The sequence below is a fragment of the Paenibacillus sp. FSL H8-0332 genome (assembly GCF_037963835.1).
Classification (GTDB): Bacteria; Bacillota; Bacilli; order Paenibacillales; family Paenibacillaceae; genus Paenibacillus_AQ; species Paenibacillus_AQ rhizoplanae.
Window position 1 is genome coordinate 3,525,379 of record NZ_CP150145.1, and the last position, 19,399, is coordinate 3,544,777.

Annotated in this window: 17 protein-coding genes; 9 read left to right on the plus strand and 8 right to left on the minus strand. The window is 47.6% G+C overall.

Annotation, left to right across the window (positions count from 1 at the left end; all coding sequences use genetic code 11):
* Position 1 precedes the first annotated feature (1 nt).
* Genes NST43_RS15125 through NST43_RS15135 form a run of 3 tightly spaced genes read left to right on the plus strand, consistent with a single transcriptional unit; the run spans position 2 to position 2,791 of the window.
* Positions 2–823 carry an ABC transporter ATP-binding protein gene (locus NST43_RS15125; RefSeq protein ID WP_339225144.1) on the plus strand — a complete coding sequence of 274 codons (822 nt, stop codon included), beginning with the start codon at positions 2–4 and terminating at the stop codon, positions 821–823.
* Positions 810–1,613 carry an ABC transporter ATP-binding protein gene (locus NST43_RS15130; RefSeq protein ID WP_339225145.1) on the plus strand — a complete coding sequence of 268 codons (804 nt, stop codon included), beginning with the start codon at positions 810–812 and terminating at the stop codon, positions 1,611–1,613. The genes NST43_RS15125 and NST43_RS15130 overlap by 14 nt, the downstream gene beginning before the upstream one ends.
* Complete coding sequence (locus NST43_RS15135) at positions 1,610–2,791, plus strand: MFS transporter (RefSeq protein ID WP_339225146.1); 1,182 nt, start codon at positions 1,610–1,612, stop codon at positions 2,789–2,791. The genes NST43_RS15130 and NST43_RS15135 overlap by 4 nt, the downstream gene beginning before the upstream one ends.
* Positions 2,792–3,143: 352 nt before the next feature.
* Here the strand turns inward: NST43_RS15135 and nikA are convergent, their stop codons facing one another.
* Genes nikA through NST43_RS15160 form a run of 5 tightly spaced genes read right to left on the minus strand, consistent with a single transcriptional unit; the run spans position 3,144 to position 8,136 of the window.
* A complete protein-coding gene (gene nikA, locus NST43_RS15140; protein WP_339225147.1) occupies positions 3,144–4,742 on the minus strand; it encodes a nickel ABC transporter substrate-binding protein in 1,599 nt (532 codons plus the stop codon).
* A gap of 55 nt (positions 4,743–4,797) precedes the next feature.
* Complete coding sequence (locus tag NST43_RS15145; RefSeq protein ID WP_339225148.1) at positions 4,798–5,583, minus strand: dipeptide/oligopeptide/nickel ABC transporter ATP-binding protein; 786 nt, start codon at positions 5,581–5,583, stop codon at positions 4,798–4,800.
* Complete coding sequence (locus NST43_RS15150; RefSeq protein WP_339225149.1) at positions 5,580–6,371, minus strand: ABC transporter ATP-binding protein; 792 nt, start codon at positions 6,369–6,371, stop codon at positions 5,580–5,582. The genes NST43_RS15145 and NST43_RS15150 overlap by 4 nt, the downstream gene beginning before the upstream one ends.
* On the minus strand, positions 6,368–7,192 hold the full coding sequence (locus tag NST43_RS15155; RefSeq protein ID WP_339225150.1) for an ABC transporter permease subunit: 825 nt from the start codon (positions 7,190–7,192) through the stop codon (positions 6,368–6,370). The genes NST43_RS15150 and NST43_RS15155 overlap by 4 nt, the downstream gene beginning before the upstream one ends.
* On the minus strand, positions 7,189–8,136 hold the full coding sequence (locus NST43_RS15160; protein ID WP_339225151.1) for an ABC transporter permease: 948 nt from the start codon (positions 8,134–8,136) through the stop codon (positions 7,189–7,191). Before NST43_RS15160 ends, NST43_RS15155 begins: the two co-directional genes overlap by 4 nt.
* Before the next feature lie 344 nt (positions 8,137–8,480).
* Here NST43_RS15160 and NST43_RS15165 point away from each other — a divergent pair, with 344 nt between their 5' ends.
* From NST43_RS15165 to NST43_RS15180, 4 genes are all read left to right on the plus strand, one after another.
* Positions 8,481–9,371: an AraC family transcriptional regulator gene (locus NST43_RS15165; protein ID WP_339225152.1), complete on the plus strand. Its 891-nt coding sequence runs from the start codon at positions 8,481–8,483 to the stop codon at positions 9,369–9,371.
* A gap of 124 nt (positions 9,372–9,495) precedes the next feature.
* Positions 9,496–11,310 (plus strand): ABC transporter ATP-binding protein, encoded by a 1,815-nt coding sequence (locus tag NST43_RS15170; protein ID WP_339225153.1) that lies wholly within the window; start codon positions 9,496–9,498, stop codon positions 11,308–11,310.
* Complete coding sequence (locus NST43_RS15175) at positions 11,303–13,042, plus strand: ABC transporter ATP-binding protein (protein ID WP_339225154.1); 1,740 nt, start codon at positions 11,303–11,305, stop codon at positions 13,040–13,042. Before NST43_RS15170 ends, NST43_RS15175 begins: the two co-directional genes overlap by 8 nt.
* A 141-nt stretch (positions 13,043–13,183) precedes the next feature.
* Positions 13,184–13,984 (plus strand): ATP-binding protein, encoded by an 801-nt coding sequence (locus NST43_RS15180; RefSeq protein WP_339225155.1) that lies wholly within the window; start codon positions 13,184–13,186, stop codon positions 13,982–13,984.
* A gap of 138 nt (positions 13,985–14,122) precedes the next feature.
* Here NST43_RS15180 and NST43_RS15185 read toward each other — a convergent pair whose 3' ends face one another.
* The 3 genes from NST43_RS15185 to NST43_RS15195 all read right to left on the minus strand — a co-directional run bounded on the left by NST43_RS15185 (position 14,123) and on the right by NST43_RS15195 (position 17,047).
* Complete coding sequence (locus tag NST43_RS15185) at positions 14,123–14,905, minus strand: arsenite methyltransferase (RefSeq protein WP_339225156.1); 783 nt, start codon at positions 14,903–14,905, stop codon at positions 14,123–14,125.
* A 66-nt stretch (positions 14,906–14,971) separates the two neighbouring features.
* Positions 14,972–15,421, minus strand: coding sequence for a MarR family winged helix-turn-helix transcriptional regulator (locus tag NST43_RS15190; RefSeq protein WP_339225157.1), 450 nt, complete (start codon positions 15,419–15,421; stop codon positions 14,972–14,974).
* 165 nt (positions 15,422–15,586) lie between these two features.
* Positions 15,587–17,047: a sulfatase gene (locus tag NST43_RS15195; RefSeq protein WP_339225158.1), complete on the minus strand. Its 1,461-nt coding sequence runs from the start codon at positions 17,045–17,047 to the stop codon at positions 15,587–15,589.
* 226 nt (positions 17,048–17,273) lie between these two features.
* Here NST43_RS15195 and NST43_RS15200 point away from each other — a divergent pair, with 226 nt between their 5' ends.
* Together NST43_RS15200 and NST43_RS15205 are read left to right on the plus strand one after the other, a co-directional pair.
* Positions 17,274–18,074 (plus strand): AraC family transcriptional regulator, encoded by an 801-nt coding sequence (locus tag NST43_RS15200; protein WP_339225159.1) that lies wholly within the window; start codon positions 17,274–17,276, stop codon positions 18,072–18,074.
* Between the two features lie 50 nt (positions 18,075–18,124).
* Positions 18,125–19,393, plus strand: a complete 1,269-nt coding sequence (locus NST43_RS15205) for an anaerobic sulfatase maturase (protein ID WP_339225160.1) — start codon at positions 18,125–18,127, stop codon at positions 19,391–19,393.
* Positions 19,394–19,399: the final 6 nt, after the last annotated feature.

Below are 19,399 nucleotides of genomic sequence, written 5' to 3' on the forward strand. Positions count from 1 at the left end.
TATGAATACGCTGGAGGTTTCGAATTTACGGATATGGGACAACCTGACCGGCACAATAATCGTTTCGGATAGCTCCTTCCAGGTTAGACAAGAGAGCTGTCTCGCTATTGTAGGGGAGAGCGGCAGCGGAAAGTCTGTCACCTGCCGGGCAATCATGAGGTTGAACAAATCCAATATTCATCAATCAGGGAGTATGCGCCTGAACGGGGTTAATCTCGCTGAGCTTTCCGAAGCGGAAATGCGCAAGCAAAGAGGCAGGCAGCTGTGTCTGATTATGCAGAACGGCATGCGAGCCTTCGACCCTTCAAGCGTAGTCGGCCGTCATTTCAAAGAGACACTGCAACAGCACTACGGCTGGAACCCGAGTGAGATCACGTCCAGGATGGCCCAAGCAATGGAGAGCGTCATGCTTAAAGATCCGGTTGCCCTCATGAATAAATACCCGCACCAGCTTTCCGGGGGGATGCTGCAGCGGATGATGATTGCGCTTGCGATTGTTCTTGAGCCCACGCTGATTATCGCCGATGAGCCTACGTCCGCCCTGGACACCCTTTCACAATTTGAAGTGATGGAACAGCTGATTTCCTTACGGGCAAACACAGGCTGCTCCATGATCTTTGTGTCACATGATTTAGGCATAGTGAAGCAGATTGCTGACGACATTGTGGTCATGAAGGACGGCGAGATTCTGGAGAGCGGAAGTGCAGCTGATATCTTTTCGAATACCCGACATGAATATACCAGGCATCTAATAGAAGCAAAGCAGGTGCTGAACCGGCATTTTAGCAGCAGGATGGGGGGCTTAGACCTTGTTGACCGTTGATCAGGTGGAGAAATCCTATACAGGCGGGGGATTGTTCTCCCGCACAAGCAAGAAGGTATTACACAATATCAGCTTTGCATTAGAAGCAGGCGAGGTATTAGGAATTATTGGCGAAAGCGGGAGCGGTAAGTCTACCCTGGGGCGTTTGCTGCTTGGCATTGAGAAGCCTGAGCGCGGGACCATACAATTCGAAGGAATAAGCATAGGTGAACGGGCAGGCAGAAGGGGAAAGATCAGCGCGGTATTCCAGGATTATACTTCTTCGATTCATCCCTATTATACTGTTGAGAAAGCCTTGGCTGAACCCCTTAAGCTGTCAGGGCAGAAAGGCAGGGAAGTCGAAGAGAGAATTGACCTCCTGCTGCGTCAGGTGGGGCTGGACTCTTCTTACCGCAAGAAATATCCCCATGAACTGTCTGGAGGTGAAGCACAGCGGGTGTGTATTGCCAGAGCCGTTTCGACGGAGCCACAATGCATTCTGCTGGATGAAGCAGTCAGCTCACTTGATGCTTCCGTTCAATTTCAGGTGCTTGAACTGCTTAAAAAGCTGAAGGAATCGTACGGGATGAGCTATATCTTCATCACCCACGATATCCAGGCAGCAGTCTATCTGTGTGACCGGCTGATGTTTGTCCGTAACGGACAAATTGAGGAGATCGTATCTGCCCACCAATTAACCGATGTCCGTTCAGAATATTCCAAAGACATGCTTCGGATGGCTTTACGCTTAGCCGGCCCAGGTGAAGACCGCAGCGTTGACCTTGAGAACCGGAAGGAGAGAATACTGTGAAGGGAGCCCTGTCCTGGCCCTTTCTGCGCCTGTATCTATTGACCCTTTTATACTTCAGTGCCAACTCTATTCTTAATGTAATCATCCCTCTTAAGGGAGAGTCCCTGGGCGCCAGTAACTCAACCATTGGCCTTGTTATGGGAGCCTATTTGTTTACGACGATGTTTCTGCGGCCCTGGGCCGGCCAGTGGATCCAACAGCTGGGTCCGGTTAAAGTGCTGCGTGTTATTTTGGTGATCAACGCATTAGCCTTGTCCCTATATACATTCACCGGATTAGGCGGATATTTCATCGCCCGGATGCTGCAAGGGGCCTGTACGGCTTTCTTCTCCATGTCGCTGCAGCTGGGCATAATTGATGCCTTACCGCAGAAAGACCGCTCACAAGGCATCTCCATGTATTCGCTTTGTGCATCGATGCCCGGCGTAATAGGTCCTTTACTGGCTATAAATATCTGGGAAACCGGGCAAATGAGTGTTTTTACAATAACACTTATCGGAATGGCTGTCCTTACTGGAGCTGTAGGCTTCAGTGCCACGATGAAGACGGAGGCGGATAACCGGCCGGCCGCTCAGAGAACCGGCATGCGGGGTTCGTTTACCCAACTGTTCACGAATCCACATTTATTCCGCTGCAGTATACTAATGCTGGTATCCTCCATTGTGTTTGGTGCAGTCACAACCTTTATACCTTTGTATGCAGCTCAGGTTAATCATGGCAGTGCAGCCGTATATTTGATGCTGCAGGCGGCGATGATTGTCGCGGCACGGTTTTTTTTGCGGACAAAGATTCCCTCGGACGGACGATGGCATCCAGTGTTTGTAACTTGGATTATACTCGCACTCACGGCGGCGTCCTTATGCACGGGGCTATCTATTATCGGAGGATTTGCAGTCTTTTATAGCGGCGCTTTATTAATGGGATTAGCCCAGGCCATGCTTTACCCGACCTTAACAACTTATTTGACGTTCGTGCTTCCGGAGAATAACCGGAATGTGCTGATCGGTTTATTTATTGCTATGGCTGATCTCGGCGTATCGCTGAGCGGAGTGATTATGGGTCCGGTTGCCGATTTATTATCCTATACCTGGGTGTACCTTATTTGTTCATTCTTGGGAGGCACGTTATTATTCTTTATCTATAAACAGCAAGGTGAAAGATTCAGAAGCTCTGGTTAACGGAGTAATCACTGTGACTGCTAGCCATAGGTGGCATCTAAAAGAGGCTGTCCCAAAAGGCAGCCTTGGTTTTTTTGAGTATGATCAACGTGTGTGCTTGGGTGGACGCTCCGAGAACGGACCGTTGTTTGGGTCGCTGCGCTCTCCAGATTTTACCATTCCCCTTAGCGGTGAAAATCCGGAGACCAAGGCGACAGCTATCGCTTTTACACAATCGTTCCGTTCTCTCCACTGTTTAAGCGGGATACGGATACACAATCTTTAACAAAAATATAAAAAAAGAAATCGCCTTTTTGGTAAAATGGAAGTACCACCAACTTTTGGGGCAAGCCCCTTTGTCAGGTAGATGGCATTACTTCATCAGCTCAACCTTAGTAATGTCCACGCTGGTAGGTTGTCCATTGAAGCTGTAAGAATTAATCTTTTTACTATTGTAAACCGCAAGCTCTTTCACGAAGGAGATCGGAAGGAAGATCGCTTGATTATGAATTTCCTTCAGAATGAAATCGTAGGTTTCCTGGATTTTTGTATCATCAGACATACTATATAACGATTGGATAATTTGGTCACCATCAGGAACGAGAGAGAGTGCCTGAGCTGCAAAATTATCTACTTTTAGAGAAGCATTCATATTACTGATGAAAGTATAAGGATCATAGGTAAGACCGTACGTCTGGTTCAGAATAATAGTGAAATCATTCTTCATCGTTTCTGCATAATAAGCCATTCTGTCCATACCTGTAACCTTAACCTCCATACCCAGCTCCTTGAACTGCGAGGTAAGCGCCAAGGCCAAATCGTCCATAAGAGAAGAGCCGGTTGTATACAGAATCGAACCCATTAGCGGGACACCCTTCTTCTCGCGGATTCCGTCACCGTCCTGATCGACCCAGCCGGATTGTTCCAAAAGAGAAATGGCTTTCTCTTTATCATAATCATAAGGAGATAATTCAACATTCGTATATGGCATAGACTGGTCGAATACTCTGTCTGCCTTCACCTCAATTCCGGAGAAAAGACTCTCGCTCAGTCTTTGCTTGTCGATCCCGTAACTAGCCGCTTGACGGACATTCAGATCATCAAAAGGAGCTTGAGAAGTATTGAACCCGAGCAAGCGAGTGTAGGACACGGCATCAGAGGTTATGGCTCCATAGCCGTCTGCTGCTTTCATCTCATTGTATGCGTCATAGGAAATCTTGTCCGCCCCTACGATTAGATCTACCTGGCCGCTGCGCAATGCGAGCAGCTTCGCATCATTATCAGCAATGACCTTCACATGGAATTGATCAACTTCCGGCTCCGTCCCCCAATACTCAGGATTCTTCACGAAGGTATACGTTGTGCCATCCGTATCGTCGGAGTACATGTAAGGGCCTGTCCCCAAAGTGGCCGTCTGCAATCTATCGTCAAGTGTACCATCTTCCTTGAAAGCGTTAGGAGAGACCATAGCCATCGGATTGATCATCGTTAAGTCTTTGAGCACCCCGTAATAAGCATTCTTCAAATGTATCTCTACCGTAAGCGGATCTACTGCAACTATCTTGTCAAGTAGCGTACTGGTTGTTCCATAAGATCCATTATAGCTTCCCAGCAGGACAGGGATGGCCTCCAGATTTTTCTTCACGGCTTCAGCGTTAAACGCTGCTCCATCGGAGAATTTAACATTGTCTTTCAGGTGAAAGGTGTATACCCGCCCATCTGTTGAGATGTCCCAGGATTCTGCGAGACCAGGCGTGAATGTACCATCTTCGTAATTCACCAGGGTCTCATAAAAATTGACTGCATAATACATAATTCCGTAGTTGGTACTGCGTTCCGGAGTCATGACCGGGTAGAACCCGTTGGAGAAGTCCCAACTCTCTGTAAGTGTGATTTCACTGGTTGCCGGAGTATTCGCTTCAGTATCGGCAGAAGAGCTGCAAGCTCCGAGAATAGCAGTAAGTATGACCATTGACAATATAACCGGTATTCTTTTTTTAAACATGTTCATTCCCCTTTAGTTATGTTCATTGGATGTGATGTGATTGAAGCGGAAGTGCGGCTATAAGCATTTTAGAATATTCATGCTGAAAATCATCATACGAAGCCGCATTGTTAAGCTGCTCCACAATCGAACCCTCTTTCATGACCAGGATATTACTGGAGAGATATAACGCTACATCAATATCATGGGTGATGAAGAGAAAGGTGCTTTTTTCTTCTTCTTTTAGCCGCACGATCAAATCAAGAATTTGCTTTCTGACTGTGACATCAAGCCCGCTGACAGATTCATCAAAAATGATGAACTTCGGAGATATGCTTATCGCCCGCGCGATACAGGCACGCTTCTGTTGACCCCCGCTTAGCTCATGTGGGAGGCGAGTCAGAAGAGCTTCAGGCAAGCCAACCTTGTAGGCCAGTTTTTGTATTCGTTCAAGCTCCCTTGGAGTATCCTGCGGACTCAGGCAGCGAAGAGGTTCAGCGATCGAATGATATATCGTCCGTCTTGGGTCGAGAGCGCTTTGAGAATTCTGCAGCACCAGCTGGAATTCCGAGCGTTTCCTCCGAAGCGCCTCACCCTTCAATGTAGCTAAATTAATCTCATCCAGCCAGATTTCTCCACTCGTCGCCGTTTCTATTCCCGCAAGCATTTTTGCCAAAGTGCTTTTGCCGCTGCCGCTCTCGCCAATCAGTGCATATCCGGTGTCATCCTGAAGAGTGAGTGAGATATGATTGACGGCATCGACAACGATTCGCTTCCTTGATTTATCTTTGACAGTGTACTGCTTATGCAGGTTACGGATAGTAATCACAGTTTCACCTCCCTTTTCAGCAGACTAGCCTGTAGCAGTTCCTGAGTATACGGATTCCTGGGGGAGGTGAAGACCTTATGGATTGTGCCGGTTTCGATAATCAATCCTTCCTTCATTACGATGACCTCATCTGCCAGTCTGGCGGCTACTCCGAAATCATGGGTAACCAGAATCAGGCCGATCCCACTTTGCTTGATGCTGTCAAGCTCATCCAGAACGATCCCCTGGTTGCGGACATCCAGTGCCGTGGTTGCCTCGTCAGCAATAATAATTTCCGGTTCAAGGATTAGTGACAAGGCAATGATGATACGCTGCAGCATGCCGCCGCTTAAAGTATGCGGATAACTGTTCATCAGTTGTTCACAGCGTGAGAGGTTAAGCTTCTCCAGAGCAGCAAGCCCGAGCGCATAAGCCTCCGCTTTGGTCATCTTCTGGTGGACCTGAAGAGTTTCGATGATTTGTGCACCGATTTTGGAAGCCGGATCAAATGCAGTCATAGGGTTCTGGACAATCATCGCCATTTTGCTGCCACACAGGGAACGAAGCAGACGTTCCTCCAGACCGATAAGTTCAGTTCCACGGTAACGGATGCTACCCGATATATTGAACATTTTATGATTGAGCAGACCCATGATCGCTTTACAGGTCATACTTTTGCCGCTTCCGCTCTCCCCGACAATTGCAAGAGTAGAGCCTTGCTTCAAGCTGAAGCTGGAATGCTTAACAATTGGCTGTTGAGTGCCTCTGAGTTCAACAGCAAGGTCCCGAACTTCTAGCAGAGTAGTCATTCGCCTGCCCCCTCTGGTGTGGTAATGTCTCTAAGTGCCTCCCCGAAGAGATTGAAGCCTGCCGCTGCCAGCAGTACGCACAAGCCCGGATACAGGAGAAGCAAGGGGTGAGAATAGACGCTTGATCTTGCTTCGCTGAGCATGGCCCCCCATTCCGGTGTGCCGGCTGGAAAGCCTAGTCCAAGGAAAGAAAAGCTGGATACCATCAGAATCAGCGAAGCGATTCCAGTGCTTAAGTAGACGATGAACTGCGGGAATATATTCGGAATCACATGATGAAAAATGATCCGTGCATCGCTGCACCCGGCAATTCTGGAAGCTGTGATATAATCCTTACTCATCTCCATACCCGCATAAGTCCGCACAATTTTGGCGAACCACACCCACATGGAGAATAATATTGCCAAGAGGATATTGCTGATTCCTTCACCCAATGCACCCACCAGCGACATTACAACGACCAGAGGCGGGAAGGCCATGAAGATGTCGCAGATGATCAAAAAGCACTGTTCCACCTTCCCGCCTATATATGCGGCTGCCGTTCCGAGAACAATGCCAATACCACCCAGCAGAAGCATCATTGGTACGGCTATACCAAGGGAATAACGTGCTCCATACAAGAGCCTTGAGAATACGCACCTTCCAAGCTGGTCAGTTCCAAGAGGATACGCTGAGCTGGCCGGTAAATATTTATGAAGCACATCAATTCGATTGGGATCATGCGGAGAGAGCAACGGCGCTGCTGCTGCAGCCAGAGTCAGTGCGATTATAATGGTTATGCCCAGCAGCGCCTGCTTATTTGTGAACGTACGCTTTATCATGCAGGGGTATTCCCTCCAAACTTTAATCGTGGATTCAGTGCCAGATTGAACATATCTGCAAATATATTGCTGATGACAAAAATAACTGCAATGACCAGCACACATCCGTTAACAGTCGGTAAATCCCGGGCAATAATGGCATTTACCAAATGCGTACCTATTCCCTGCCAGGAAAAAATGCTCTCGACCACCGCGCTGCCCACAACCATATAACCAAGGTATTGGCTGAATAATGTAATCAGCGGAGGCAGAGAATTCTTCAGCACATGTTTCCACATAATGGTCCGCATGTTAAGTCCTCTGGCCTTGGCATACAGGACGTAATCCTTATTGAGATTAGACAGAAGAGTGGCCCTGAACAATCGGATGGTGGAAGCAGCAATCGGCAAAGCAAGCGACAAAGAGGGGAGAATGAAGCTTCTGATACTCCCGGATTCTACCACGCTGAAAATAGGAAATGTAACAGCAAATATAAGCAATAGTAAGAAGCCCAGCCAAAAGCTCGGCAGTGAAATACCTAGAATGGTAAAACCGCTAATCAGATGATCCCAAAAGCTGTTTTTTCTCAGAGCACCCAAAATACTGACCGGGATCGTCAAAAGAATGACCCAGAACATGGATGCAGCAACTAGGCTCAATGTCATAGGCAATTTATCAGCGATATCGCTGCTGACTGCATTTCTGGTTAAGAGCGATTCTCCAAGGTCTCCTGTAAGGGAGTGGACCAGCCAATTCAGGTATTGCTGATATACAGGCTGATCGAGACCCATACCCTGACGAATGTCAGCGATTTGTACAGACGTTGGATTCAATAAGGTGCGCCGGGCGAAGGCTTCAGCAGGATCAACTGTCGAGAGTGCTGACATAAAGAAAGTGAGGACCGTTACACCGAACAACACAATAAGCAGTGAGGGAATACGTTTAAGCAATGTGATAGCCATCATTTACACCTTTCTTGAGAAGGATATTGGACAAAGAGTATACAACCCGCGATTAAATCGTAATCGTTACGTATTATTATATGGCAGCTATCCTAGATAACAACCCTATTTACTGCCATGTTATCGTTTAATCCGTTTTTGGGTAAAAGCGATCCGGTTAGAGGCAGGAAGGACTATACCAAAAAGATTGACAATGATAATAATTCTCATTACGATTATATGATTAAGAAGCGATTGGGGAGAATTCAATGAATAACTTGTCTGAGTGGTATGAAATTACAAATCTATATTCTCCAATCTGTCCCCTCACTGAAGGATTAAATAGGTTATATAGCTATAGTCCCCTTATGCAGCAGAGGTTCAACGTTCCTGAGAATATCGGACAGGGCTTCTGGGAACGGATTAAGGTCAATTCTTCTATTGAAATAGTCTCCTGCGATATGTATGTGCATGAGCGCACCGAGATGAGCAGCAGAGATCAGGATAACAGCATGAAGTGGAGCTTCTGCCTTGGTGATCCCATTGATTGGACAGAAGAGGATTCGCGCACAACGTATACGTTAAACGGGGGACAAATGTCAATATTCGGGCATGAGCCCTCGACAAGCATGGGACGATATCATGCAGGGAGCCACATTCAAGGGATCACTGTGAAAATGTCTTCAAGCTTCGCTAAACGCCATGAGCTACAGTCTATCATGCAAACAGTATACGGTGGTTCAGTCCAGCCATTTCAAATGTATCCGATGACCACAGCAGTGAACCGGATTCTAATAGACATTTCCAGCTGCGACTATGAGGAGGATATTAAACGAATCTATCTTGAAGGGAAGGTTCTGGAGTTAACTGCGGTTTGCTTACATGAAGCCGGCCGCTCTCAAACTGCCTCAGCTCAAATGTCCAGATCCGATATAGATGCTTTAATGCAGGCTAAGCAGATCCTGGACCAGAATTACCTGTCTGCACCAAGTCTTCAACAGCTCTCCAGACAGATCTATCTGAATGAATTCAAACTAAAGAAGGGCTTCAAGCTGCTATTCGGCAGCTCCGTTCACGCTTATATCATTGAACGCAGACTTGATGCGGCTTATCAACTTCTGGAGACGGCCGATTGTAATATAACAACAGCCGCTATGATGTGCGGATTTAAGAAGCCCAGCCACTTCACAGAGAAGTTCAAGCGGAAATATGGTGTCACTCCCTCTCAATACTTCAAAAAAGGTAATTATCAGCAATGATCCTTTTAATACTATAAGTAATCCCGATTTGGGGTTTATGGCGCCCGGCTATCATGAGAATATTCATAGGGGAGTGGAAAGAAGAGACTGACTATAAACTGTATAGAAGGCAAGGAGGTATTACATGAAACAAAAGTCGGAAATATCAGGATTAATCAGCATTGCCGGCGAGAAAAAAGGTCTGCTTGTTACAGCAAGCTTCTTTTCTGTATTGTCGAGCTTTTTGCAGCTGGCACCTTTTGTTGCTGTCTACAAGATTATCGAGGAACTGCTGATACATGCAGGACAGCCATCTGAAATAGATAAGGACTTGCTGCTTTTCTGGGGGGCGTTCGTATTTGTAGCGATGATAGCTGCATTGCTCACTTTTTACATCAGCGGGATGAGCTCCCATATTGCAGCCTTTAATATTCTGTATACGCTGCGCGTCCGTCTCACTGACCACGCGGCGAAAGTTCCAATGGGCTATCATACCCAAACAGCGACAGGTGAACTCAAGAAAATTATCGAAGTCAGTGTAGAAAAGATCGAGAAATTTATTGCTCATCAGCTACCTGATTTAATCAGTGCCATTATTATACCGCTGCTGCTAACAGGTTACCTGTTCTGGCTGGATTGGCGTATGGCATTGGTGCTTCTGATTCCCATGAGCTTCGCCTTCTGGATGCAGGCACGCATGTTTGCCAGCGATGAGGGACGTACAGCCTATCGTGATTTTCAGTTTGCAGTGGAAGAGATGAATGCTACGGCAGTGGAATATGTCAGAGGCATGCCGGCTGTCAAAGTATTTGGTATCACTGCGGATTCCTTCTTGACCTTCAGGACAGCCGTGCATAGATATCGTGATATTTCACTAAGAATCACTGACCTGTGTAAGACCTCCTACAGTTTATTTTTTGTCACTGTCAGTTCGCTGTTTTCGTTTGTTGTACCCATAGGTTTACTGTTGGTCAGTCGCCACTCTGGTGAACAGGCATTTGCAATAACCTTTATCCTATTTCTGATTATTACGCCAAGTCTGTCAGCCCCGATGCTGAAGCTGCTGCATTTGGGCAGCGGACTCCGGGAGATCATTGAGGGCAATAAGCGGATCGAGGCTGTGTTCGCAGAAAAGATAGTGGCGGAACCGTTGGTACCTCTAATTCCTGATTCCTATGACATCTCCTTCGATCATGTCTCGTTTGCTTATGAACAGCAGGACAGCGAGAATTACAAGCCTGTCTTGAAGGACATCCAGTTCACAGCCAAATCCGGCGAGATGACAGCACTGGTAGGGCCTTCGGGAGGAGGGAAGTCTACAATAGCCAACCTGCTTCTACGCTTCTGGGATGTCCAGGAAGGCACAATCACTATAGGAAATATTCCTGTTCGTGATATGGGGACAGAGAATCTTATGGAGACGGTCTCCTTCGTGTTCCAGGATGTACATCTGTTCTACGATACCATCGAAGAGAATATCCGTATGGGGAATACAACGGCTTCCAGACAGGAGGTCATCAATGCTTCTGTGATCGCTTGCTGCCATGAGTTTATAGAACGGCTGGAGCATGGATATGATACCAAAATTGGTGAAGGTGGAACTTATCTATCCGGAGGAGAGGCGCAGCGGATCGCTATAGCCAGAGCGCTGCTCAAGAATGCGCCGATTCTTGTGCTGGATGAAGCTACGGCTTATGCTGATGCCGAGAATGAGCATAAAATTCAGCAGGGTCTGGTTGAATTAGTAAAAGGAAAAACCGTGCTGATCATTGCTCACCGCCTCTCAACCATACGTTCAGCAGAACAGATTCTTGTCGTGCAGCAAGGAGAAATTGTGGAGCGGGGAACGCATGATGAATTACGCAGCCGGATGGGGCTATACGAAAAAATGTGGCAGGCTCACATCAGTGCAGCAGTATGGCAATTAGGCGGAGAGAAGAAGGGGACGGGCCATGAATAATTACTTCTATAATATATCCGGCGGCCAGCCGCGCAGCTTGTGGTCATCCGCCATCGCAGCTATATTGGATGGGATTGCCAAAGTAATTCCGGCAGCTCTGCTAGTGGATATGTTCAATACACTATATATGTCATTTGCAAATCCGGGAAGCGCACTGGACATCCGGAGGATGTGGCTCGTCAGTATCATTCTGCTTCTCTGGTTTGCTGTTGAATATGCAGCCTACGCCTCTCTATACAACAAAACCTATAAAGCGGCTTACAGCTTGTCTGCGATAGGCCGTCTGACGCTCGCCGAGCATATTCGCCATCTGTCGCTCGGGTTCTTCGGCAGACGGGATCCGGCGGATATTACGAATCTGCTGTTAAGTGACTATGGACAGGTCGAACAAACGATTTCTCATAATGTCCCGCAGTTAATCAGTGCGGTAATTCTACCTCTACTTGCACTCGTAGGACTAGTTTTCGTTGATTGGAGAATGGCACTCGCCATGTTTGCCGCGATTCCGCTGGGGGCATTGCTGCTATGGATGACAGATTCTTTGCAGGCCAGATTAAGCGCCAATCATGTCGAGGCCAAAAATGAGGCTGCCAGCCGCTTACAGGAATATCTGTCCGGTATCCGTGAGATTAAGGCACATAATATGGGAGGGAAGCGGTTTGAACGGCTTCGCCTGTCCTTCGATCAGCTGAAGAGGGCTTCCATCCGGCTAGAAGGGATTATGGGACCGCTGATCATGGGGGCGATGCTGCTGACCCGATCCGGATTAACAATCATGATTTTTGTGGGCAGTTATCTTCTCGCGGGGGGGACGCTGTCGCTGCCTGTCTTTCTGTTATTTCTTTTAATTGGAACCAAGGTATTCGAACCATTGACTGCTGTGTTGATGAATTACGGTGAAATTAGATATTCTGCTTACAGTGCTCAACGAATTATGGATGTTCAACAGGAGATGCCTATGCAGGGGACAAGAAGTAACATGCTGCCCGGGGAGATTGTCTTCGATGCAGTGACCTTCGGATACGACGCTGGGTTGCCGGTGCTGCAGGATCTATCTTTTACTATAGCCCCTAATACAATTACTGCACTCGTCGGACCCTCAGGAAGCGGGAAAAGTACGGTCACACGGCTGATTGCCCGATTCTGGGAGGTGGAACACGGAAGAATCACCATTGGCGGAGTATCTACCCGGGAGATAAACCCGGAGAAGCTGCTGGAGAATATCTCCATGGTCTTCCAGGACGTCTATCTCTTCCAGGATACGATCGGCAATAATATTCGTATCGGCAATATGGCAGCAACTCAAGAAGAGATCGAGCAAGCCGCCAGACAGGCCTGCTGTCATGAATTCATATCCAAGCTTCCGCAAGGCTATGATACTCCGGTAGGTGAAGGCGGGTCAACATTGTCCGGTGGAGAGAAGCAGCGGGTGTCCATTGCCCGGGCATTGCTCAAGAATGCATCTATTGTCTTGCTTGATGAGGCAACGGCGTCACTCGACCCGGAGAACGAGGCAGCAATCCAGCAGGCGATTAACGAGCTCGTTGCGGATAAGACTGTCATTCTGATTGCACACCGACTGAAGACCATTCAGAATGCGGACAAGATCCTGGTTCTTGATCAAGGCCGTCTTGTCCAGCAGGGCAAGCATGATGCCTTGCTGCAGGAGCCCGGCATTTATGCCAATCTGTGGAGTCTGCAGCAAGGAGCAGAGGGTTGGAGATTGAAGTAATCACTTCTTGAAAGAGCCTATAAACTAATAGGCTCTTTGCTGGTTGACATTTTAAACGAAAAGAAAGTATGATAATTTAAAACGTAATTATTACGATTAACTACGATCAATACTGATGAAAAGTTAAGGAGCTACACACGAATGAATAAAAACAGCAACAATCAGCGTCTTCCTAGAGCAAAAGGAATAGATATGGGGACGTATTATACACCCAAAGAATGTGCCAGGAAGGTTAAATACCTTGTACTGCCCGAGATGAACCGAAAGATTGTCGAAGAATTTATAACCATCCTAGGGATGAGGGAAACTTTTGAGGAGCACCGCGTACCCATTCCCAATAAAGTTGTCATGTACGGACCACCGGGTACCGGGAAAACTCTGACCGCATTCTACATGGCTCAAATGCTGGATCTTCCACTTATCTTGGTTCGGCTGGATGCGATTATTCACAGCCACTTGGGTGAGACCGGAAGCAATATCCGCAAGATATTCGAGTATGCCAAAGCAACGCCTTGCGTTCTATTTTTGGATGAATTTGATGCGATTGCCAGAACACGAGAGAGTAACGATGAGGTTAAAGAAATGGCACGGGCGGTCAATACGTTACTACAATGTCTGGATGATTTTGGCGACAGCAGTATTTTTGTAGCAGCAACCAATTTAGAGAATGAGCTGGACAGGGCGATCTGGAGAAGATTCGATACGAAAATGACCTACTCACTGCCGGATGAATTCAGCAGACGTCAATATATTGAACTATTAATCAACGGTTTTGAAGGTGAACACGGATTGACTGAGGAAGTGTGTGAACACCTAGCCGGATGCAGCTTCGCAGATATTGAGCAAATTGTTCTTAAAGCCAAGCGCAAGGCGATTATCGAACATGGTCCGCTAACACGTGAACATATCTTTCTATCCTATGAGGAATATAGTCCTTGCTGAATACGCTGCAGGAAATGATAATGGGCAGCGTAAGTCCTAAGGTGATGAAGTTGGTTCAATATCCGGTCGCGATAGCTGCGGTCAATGTAAACCGATAGATCAGCAACACCGTAATGTACTGATCATACGAACATCCCCTTACTTTCTCGCCTTAATTACAGCAGAAACAATGTATTGGCCAACGTTCGCATCGGGAACCCAGTCCTTGATAAATGTTCTGGATTCGTCTTTGGGCTCAATACTAATCTCAGAGAAGCCACTTTCCCGAAGCATCTGCCCTACATCAGCGATGGAAGAAGCTCCGGAGATACAACCTGAATAGTATTCGTCCAGATCATTTTTGATCTCAGGGGGAAGTTCTGCTGTAGTTACAATGTCGGAGATCGCCAGACGGCCGCCTGGCTGAAGTACACGATAGGCCTCCCGGAAAACTTGCTGTTTGTCTGGTGAGAGGTTAATCACGCAGTTGGAGATAATGACATTCATTGAGTTGTCGGCGAGAGGAAGATGCTCAATTTCACCTAATCTGAATTCGGTATTACTGAACTTACCCTTAATGGCATTTTCTCTTGCCCGGCTGATCATCTCAGGTGTCATATCTACACCTATAACGCGGCCTTGTTCACCTACCTGCCGGGAAACGAGGAAGCAATCAAAGCCACCGCCGCTCCCGAGGTCCAGAACATGTTCACCCGCCTGCAGTTCAGCGATAGCCTGAGGGTTACCGCATCCAAGGCCCAAATTCGCACCCTCAGGAACTGCAGCAAGATCGCCACTGGAATAACCTAGCTTAGCGGATATGGCATCATAATCGGATGGGGAGTCACAGCAGGAAGAGGGAGCTTCGACCTTTTTCACAGCGATCTTTTGATAGCGTCCCCGGACATTCTGGCGGATCTGGTCATGTGTAAGTTTGCTCATAATGATAATGTAACACTCCTCGTAAAGTAGAATAACTTGCAAAATGCAAATATAAGGCAAGAGAAATCACCCTTTTACAGGTGCACAGCAATTGCTGGATTTCCCCATGGCTTCGTTAAAGAGCTTAATGGATCGTAACAGGGTCTCTACTTCAAATTCACTCATGTTCGAGAAAGCTTCATTTAGATAGGCGTTCATTTGCTGATCAATGGTTGTAGCCACCATTTTCCCTTCGGGAGTAAGCGACAGGTTATAGACTCTTCGATCCGTGGGATCAGGCATCTTTTTAACCAAGTTCATTTTTACCAAAGACTGGACCTGTCTGCTGAAAGTTGTAATATCAGTGCCAAGTATTTCGGCGACTTCCTGCATAGAAGGATTGTGGCTTCGATCAATTTCATACAATAGATGGCTTTGGGTCGCAGAGAGATCACATCCGCCTACGCTGCAGCAATCCTTATTGAGTAGTCCTAAACGCCGGGTCATGATTTGAAATAGTTCTCGTGGGGTTTCCATTGTTATCACCTCATACCTAAGTTATAAAATATTTAATTGCAAATTGCAAGTGTTTATTTGTAAAGCACGAAAAAAACAGAACAGCGATTCCTTCAATTTTTGAATTGCTGCTCTGTTTATTTGTGTATATAAGGAGTGCTGTTATAGGTATTCTCCCGCCAGCTTCTATTGGAACTCCCGTGGATGTCGCTTCATAAGCTCAGGAATCGCATGGCCACGTCCGGTCTCCTCCAGCCGATGTGCATAGGCCTTGAGTTGTCCTTTGGCATGGTAGGGGCCGCCTTCCTTCATCACCGTCCACAGCGGGTCTGTGTCGTAAGGCATGGTGCGCATCATACCGTCATGCCATTCATTCAGGCGGTACACAGCTTCGCGGCATACTTCAGGATGCGCGGCGGCGACATTGTGCTGCTCATGCGAATCTTCCTCTAGATGAAATAGCATTTCGGTGTCAAACAGATGATATCCATCATGATAGGTACGGATATACAACCATTGATCGAAACGAACGCTACGCTGGCAGACATGCGCGCATTGCGAGATGACCAGCGTAGCTCTTCCGCAATCCTGGCCTGTCTTGAGCGCCGGCGCGTAACTTTGCCCATCCCAGCTCGGCATCGGCTCGCGGCCCATGAGCTCGGCCAATGTTGGAGCGAGATCCAAATGATAATGCAAGCCATGGTCTACATGATTTTGCTTCATGCCGGGATAACGGATAATCATTGGAATTCGGCAAGTACCCTGGTCAGCCGTGCCATGCTCTCCGTAAATTCCAAGCTCACCCATATTCTCGCCATGATCTGCCGTGATGATAATAACCAAGTCGTCCATGATGCCTTGAGCTTTTAAGGCGTCGAAGATAAGTCCGATGTGTTCGTCCATGTAGCGGATGCCGCAGTCATAGCCATCAATCATTTGCCGGAGGCTGTCCATGTCGGTAATCTTGCCGGGAAGGCGCGGGTATTCTTCTTGCGTCTGATCGTTGTACATGTTGACCTCGCTGGCGCTGTGTGGACCAACCTTCCGCTTATGCATTTCAAGCATCTCTTCGGTCATCCAGGGAGGCAACGGTTCGCCGGCAAACGGATTGCCGAATGATTCCGGAGCACGGTAAGGAGTGTGCGCGTCCCAATAATTTACATACAGCAGCCAATTATCTTTCTCTGCGTTCCGAGAGATCCAGTCCAGGACAAGTGGCGTGACCTCCTCTCCCGATTCGGCGCCGCTTCTTCCGGTATTGTGAATCTCATTAAAACCGGCATAGAAGGGCCAGGCTGAATGACGTTCCCCAAAAGGACTGATCAGGGTGGTGTGCATGCCTTCTGCACGGAAAAGCGCCGGAAGACTCTCCCGGTTCAAACGGCTTTGAAAGCTTCGTTCTTCTCCCTCCAGACGAAGGTCAGCGGCGGTTCCGCCGTGTCCAACGACGCCGTTATGAATGCCGAAGCGGCCTGTCATGAGCGCGGTACGGGATGGGAGACAAGGTGCATCAGACGTATAATAGTTGGTAAACCGCACGCCCTCCCGTGAAATTTGGTCGATATGGGGGGAAGTGTCGCGGTGGTAGCCATAACAGCCCAAGTGACTAGGTGATGTCGAATCCAAATCAAGCAGCAAAATTTTCAAATGAGTCCTCTCCTTCTGAATGTTTATCAGTGTCATTGCAACTTTGAAAAGTGCGTGGTAATGTTTCAACTACAAAGCTCTGCTCTTAACGTTGACCTAATTATAGATTTGAGACATAAGGCAAGTCGATGTATGATGTTCAGATTACATGTACAATTCTCACCTTAAACTGTAGTGAAACATCGATATTCTCAGCATTCAAACGTGAAAGGGAGGAGGCGGTTATTTGTATACCGTAGATTCGGTGTATCATGATTTAATGATTCCGGGATGGCGCACCATGCAGGAACGGATCAAACTTAATGTGCTGATTTTGGTTATCGAAGGGAAGGTGGTTTACTATATCGAGAAAACGCGGGTTGTTCTGGAGCAAGGTGACTTGTTAATTCTCCCCAACCTCATTGATCGGGCGGGAGAGGATCATGAGAGTGGACCACACCAGAAGTATACCATTCTGTTTACCTCCGGAGAAGAAACGGAGCTACTCCCCTTTCTGCGCCAAGACAGGCATACCTTACTCAAGCCGCGCAGTTTTGAAGCCCTTCGTCGTCGTTTTGAGAAGTTATTTATGGAAATGCGTGGAGTCAAGAGCTTCCGATCAATGATCTGTCAGGGCATTCTTCAAGAACTGCTCGGCATTACCGCCCGCGAGTTGGAACAGCCGGAAATCGCGCCAATGAAAGTCCAGTATGCTCGGACGATTCAGAATTATCTCTTGTGCCATTATCGCGAATCCATAGAGATTGAGCAGTTGGCCAAGCTTATTGGATGCTCAGAGAATTACACCATCTCGGTGTACAAGGAAGTGACGGGACAGTCGCCGATTAAATATCTGCATCGGCTTCGCATTTTGGAGGCATGTTATCTGCTGCTTAACACCAAAACAACGGTCGCGGCAATTTCCCAGTATTCAGGATACTATGATGCATCCTATTTTTTTCGCATGTTTAAGCAACTGACCTCCATGTCACCAAGTGAATTTATCGCTATAGGCCAGCCACTGGACATGGAGGATTTCTTAGGATAGAGGCACCTGAAATGTCGAAGATTATTTCCAAATGAGTATAGGAGGGAATTATGACCGATACATGTGCAATAACGGATTACGAAGATTACGGGAGTATTGGCGTATTATGGAAGACTGTTTCAGAGGATTGTAATTTGGCCTGCGATTATTGTTATTACAGTACCTGTGGAGGGAAGCCCGGTCCACGAATCAACCGGATTGATTCCGCTATCCTGAATACATTTATCCAAGAATATATGGAAATGAGCAAGGGAAGTGCCTCCTTTGCCTGGCAGGGAGGGGAACCTCTGCTCGCGGGGCTGGATTTTTTTGAAGAGGTCGTGACGCTTCAAGCGGCGTATGCCCCTGCACATACAGCAATCAGTAATGCCCTGCAAACGAACGGCACGCTGATCACCGATAAATGGGCAGCCTTTTTCCGGAAATACCAGTTTTTGATTGGCATTAGCGTGGACGGACCTAGCGATATTCATGATGAGCGGAGGGTGGATTCCCGGGGGCAAGGGAGCTTTGATCGGGTTATGAAGGGGATTGATTGCCTGCGTCGGCATCAAGTGGATTTCAATATTCTCACAGTGCTTCACCGGGGGAATATCAAGAAGGCCAGAGAGCTGATTGAATTCTATGAACGTGAAGAATTTGCATATGTACAATTTATTCCTTGTATGGACTTCCGCTCTCAGGAAATAGGCATGGCTGGCAGCTATGATATCACACCTGAGGAGTATGGACAATTCCTGTGCGAAGCTTTTGATTATTGGTATAACGATGGGCAGCCGCGGACGTCAATTCGCTTCTTCGACAATATGCTTAGTGTCTGTACGGGCCGAGAGGCTGAGTTATGTGTTCACCGCTCCGGATGCAGCACCATGCTGGTTCTGGAACAGAACGGGGATGCCTATCCCTGTGACTTCTATATTCATGATGACTGGAAGCTCGGCAATGTGGCCAAGGATAGCTTGAACGAATTGCTGTTGCATCCTGCACGGATGTCATTTCTTGGAATGAAGAAGACGCTGCCAGCAGCTTGCCAGAACTGTGAATACAAGCCGCTGTGCCACGGAGGCTGTCCGCGCAACCGCAAATGGGCAGATGATCTGAGTGTTTCGGACCCGGATTATTTCTGCTCCAGCTACAAGCGCATTTATGCTTATGCCGATGAGCGTATGAAGACGCTGGGAGCATCGCTTCGGCGGCAGCTGTTCACGGAGAATGTGCAGCGAAACTTTAAAGGTCGTCTTCCGGGCCGAAACGATCCTTGTCCATGCGGCAGCAGCCGGAAATTCAAAAATTGCTGTGCAGACATCACCGTGTCCTAGTCAAAA

What these genes read in the sequence shown, in the direction of transcription:
- NST43_RS15170 (WP_339225153.1), top strand. Translation starts at nt 9,496, where the DNA reads ATGAAACAAAAGTCGGAAATATCAGGATTAATCAGCATTGCCGGCGAG.
- NST43_RS15185 (WP_339225156.1), bottom strand. Translation starts at nt 14,905, where the DNA reads ATGAGCAAACTTACACATGACCAGATCCGCCAGAATGTCCGGGGACGC.
- NST43_RS15175 (WP_339225154.1), top strand. Translation starts at nt 11,303, where the DNA reads ATGAATAATTACTTCTATAATATATCCGGCGGCCAGCCGCGCAGCTTG.
- NST43_RS15150 (WP_339225149.1), bottom strand. Translation starts at nt 6,371, where the DNA reads ATGACTACTCTGCTAGAAGTTCGGGACCTTGCTGTTGAACTCAGAGGC.
- NST43_RS15155 (WP_339225150.1), bottom strand. Translation starts at nt 7,192, where the DNA reads ATGATAAAGCGTACGTTCACAAATAAGCAGGCGCTGCTGGGCATAACC.
- nikA (WP_339225147.1), bottom strand. Translation starts at nt 4,742, where the DNA reads ATGGTCATACTTACTGCTATTCTCGGAGCTTGCAGCTCTTCTGCCGAT.
- NST43_RS15190 (WP_339225157.1), bottom strand. Translation starts at nt 15,421, where the DNA reads ATGGAAACCCCACGAGAACTATTTCAAATCATGACCCGGCGTTTAGGA.
- NST43_RS15205 (WP_339225160.1), top strand. Translation starts at nt 18,125, where the DNA reads ATGACCGATACATGTGCAATAACGGATTACGAAGATTACGGGAGTATT.
- NST43_RS15165 (WP_339225152.1), top strand. Translation starts at nt 8,481, where the DNA reads ATGCAGCAGAGGTTCAACGTTCCTGAGAATATCGGACAGGGCTTCTGG.
- NST43_RS15160 (WP_339225151.1), bottom strand. Translation starts at nt 8,136, where the DNA reads ATGATGGCTATCACATTGCTTAAACGTATTCCCTCACTGCTTATTGTG.
- NST43_RS15180 (WP_339225155.1), top strand. Translation starts at nt 13,184, where the DNA reads ATGAATAAAAACAGCAACAATCAGCGTCTTCCTAGAGCAAAAGGAATA.
- NST43_RS15125 (WP_339225144.1), top strand. Translation starts at nt 2, where the DNA reads ATGAATACGCTGGAGGTTTCGAATTTACGGATATGGGACAACCTGACC.